We start from the raw sequence: 2,608 nt of genomic DNA, 5'->3' as shown, positions 1-2,608 counted from the left end.
AGCCTGACATTCAGGACAAACCGGACGCCAAGGTCGCGCCGGCTCTTTCCGGACATATCAAATATGAAGGCGTCAGTTTCGGATATACCGGTGACCAGGTCGCGCTACGGAAAATCAATCTCGACATTGCACCGGGTGAAACAGTTGCCTTTGTCGGGCATTCCGGCGCCGGCAAAACAACCCTCTGTTCCCTGCTCCCCCGCTTTTATGACGTGACAGAGGGCAGGATTTCCATCGATGGCATCGACTTGCGCTCGATGACCCTGGCTTCTCTGCGCAACCAGATCGGCATCGTGCAACAGGACGTCTTTTTGTTCGGCGGAACCTTGAGAGAGAACATCGCCTATGGCCGCCTGGATGCAACGGAAGAGGAAATCCTTGCGGCCGTCACGCACGCACGCCTCGACAAGGTGATCGAGACACTTCCCGATGGACTGAACACCATGATCGGCGAGCGTGGTGTCAAACTTTCCGGTGGTCAAAAACAGCGCGTGGCAATTTCTCGGATCTTCCTGAAAGATCCACCGATCCTGATCCTCGATGAAGCAACCTCCGCGCTGGATACGCAGACGGAACTTGAAATCCAGAATGCCCTGGATGATCTGTCGCAACAGCGAACGACGCTGATCATTGCCCACAGGCTTACAACGATACGCAAGGCCGACAAGGTTGCGGTGATGCGGGAAGGCAGGATCATTGAGTTCGGCAGCAATTCAGAGCTGCTTGCCAGCGATTCCGAATACCGCCGGATGACCGAAGTTCATAGCCGCTAAGACAGAAAATCGGGTACCGCGCGCCATTGCGGTGGCGCGCGGTGTTGTCATTCGTGGTTCAGTCACTCGGACCGATCATCTGTTCCGGCCGGACAAGATCATCAAATTCCTTTGCCGTCACGTAGCCGAGGTTCAAGGCTTCTTCTCGCAAGGACGTGCCGTTCTTGTGCGCGGTCTTGGCGATTTCGGTTGCTTTGTCATACCCGATCGCAGGAGCCAGCGCGGTGACGAGCATCAGCGAGCGTTCCATCAGATCGTTGATTCTGTCCCTGTTTGCGGTGATACCGGCCACACACCGGTCAGTAAAACTCAAGGACGCATCGGCCAACAATCTGATCGATTGCAGCATCGTGTAGGCCATGACGGGTTTGTAGACGTTGAGTTCAAAATGTCCCTGACTGCCGGCAACCGTAATGGTTGTGTGGTTGCCGAACACCTGGGTGCAGACCATCGTCATTGCCTCGCACTGGGTCGGATTGACCTTGCCTGGCATGATGGAGGACCCCGGCTCGTTTTCCGGTAGGGACAATTCCCCCAGCCCGGATCGAGGCCCCGAACCGAGCAAACGGATGTCGTTGGCGATCTTGAACAGCGATGCCGCGACGGTATTCAAAGCTCCATGAGCGAAGACATAGGCGTCATGTGCGGCAAGCGCCTCGAACTTGTTCGGAGCGGTACGGAAGGGAAGTCCGGTGATATCCGCGACTTCAGCTGCAAATTTCTCCGCGAATCCTTTCCGGGTGTTGAGACCGGTTCCGACGGCTGTGCCTCCCTGAGCAAGCTCGAGCAATCCGTCCAGCGTCTCACTCACACGGCGAATGCCCATTTCAACCTGCGCCGCATAGCCACTGAATTCCTGGCCGAGCGTAAGAGGTGTTGCATCCTGCGTATGGGTGCGGCCGATCTTGACGATGGCAGCCCATTCGCTGGATTTGGCCTGGAGCGCGGATTTCAGATGCCTGAGCGCCGGGACCAGCCTCTCCTGAATTTCCCGCGCCGCCGAAATATGCATTGCCGTGGGAAAGGTATCGTTTGACGACTGGCTCATGTTGCAATGGTCGTTCGGATGAACCGGGGACTTGGTGCCGATCTGGCCACCCAGGATTTCAATTGCGCGGTTGGCAATTACCTCGTTCGAATTCATGTTCGACTGGGTTCCCGATCCGGTCTGCCAGACCACGAGCGGGAAATTGTCGTCGAACTTGCCCGCGGCCACTTCTTCGGCTGCCTGCTCTATGGCTTTGGCAAGGTTCGGAGCAAGCTTGCCTTCTTGCTCGTTGACCCGTGCGGCGGCCTGCTTGATTACACCGAGGGCATGCACCAGTGGTCGTGGCATGGTCTCGTCACCGATTGGAAAATTCATCAGGGAACGGGCCGTCTGCGCGCCGTAATACTTATCGCCTGGAATATCGAGTGCACCGAAGGAGTCGGTTTCTGAACGGACTGGCTGGGACATATCTTCCTCTCCCGATGAAGGGTTTTGTTCGTCTGGTAATCGGCGCCGTGTCAGGCGATGTCTTCCACGAAGTACAGGTTGTTGCCATCCGGATCGGACAGCGAGAATTGCAGCTTGCCACGGGTGTTCAGCTTGAGATTGCCCAGATTCGGCAAGGCACGTTCAATAAATTCACAATGTAGCTTACGGATTTTTCCAGTCCTGAATACCACGGATAAATTGGAGATGATGTCGCAGTCATTGGTGTGAACGAGTTTCACGTCAAGATCGGAACAACGGATCCTGAGGCAATCGGCTTCCCTGAAAACCGCAAATCCAAGAAGATCTCCGTAACAAACCGCCGACCGTCTCAGATCACGCGAACGCAAAATCGGAACAG

At 55.8% G+C, this 2,608-nt stretch carries 3 protein-coding genes; 1 reads left to right on the top strand and 2 read right to left on the bottom strand.

Annotated elements, in window-relative coordinates; translation table 11 throughout:
• On the top strand, nucleotides 1-773 hold a 773-nt coding region (locus K5905_RS31365), incomplete at its 5' end, for an ABC transporter ATP-binding protein (RefSeq protein ID WP_297591636.1).
• Between the two features lie 58 nt (nucleotides 774-831).
• Here K5905_RS31365 and fumC read toward each other — a convergent pair.
• Nucleotides 832-2,229, bottom strand: coding sequence for a class II fumarate hydratase (gene fumC, locus K5905_RS31360; protein WP_297591635.1), 1,398 nt, complete (start codon nucleotides 2,227-2,229; stop codon nucleotides 832-834).
• A gap of 50 nt (nucleotides 2,230-2,279) precedes the next feature.
• The coding region (locus tag K5905_RS31355) for a hypothetical protein (RefSeq protein WP_297591634.1) at nucleotides 2,280-2,608 on the bottom strand (329 nt) is incomplete at its 5' end.

Origin of the sequence: Roseibium sp. (assembly GCF_025698965.1) — a bacterium.
GTDB lineage: Bacteria > Pseudomonadota > Alphaproteobacteria > Rhizobiales > Stappiaceae > Roseibium.
Note: the sequence above shows the minus strand (reverse complement) of the source record. Positions and strands in the feature narration are given on the sequence as shown.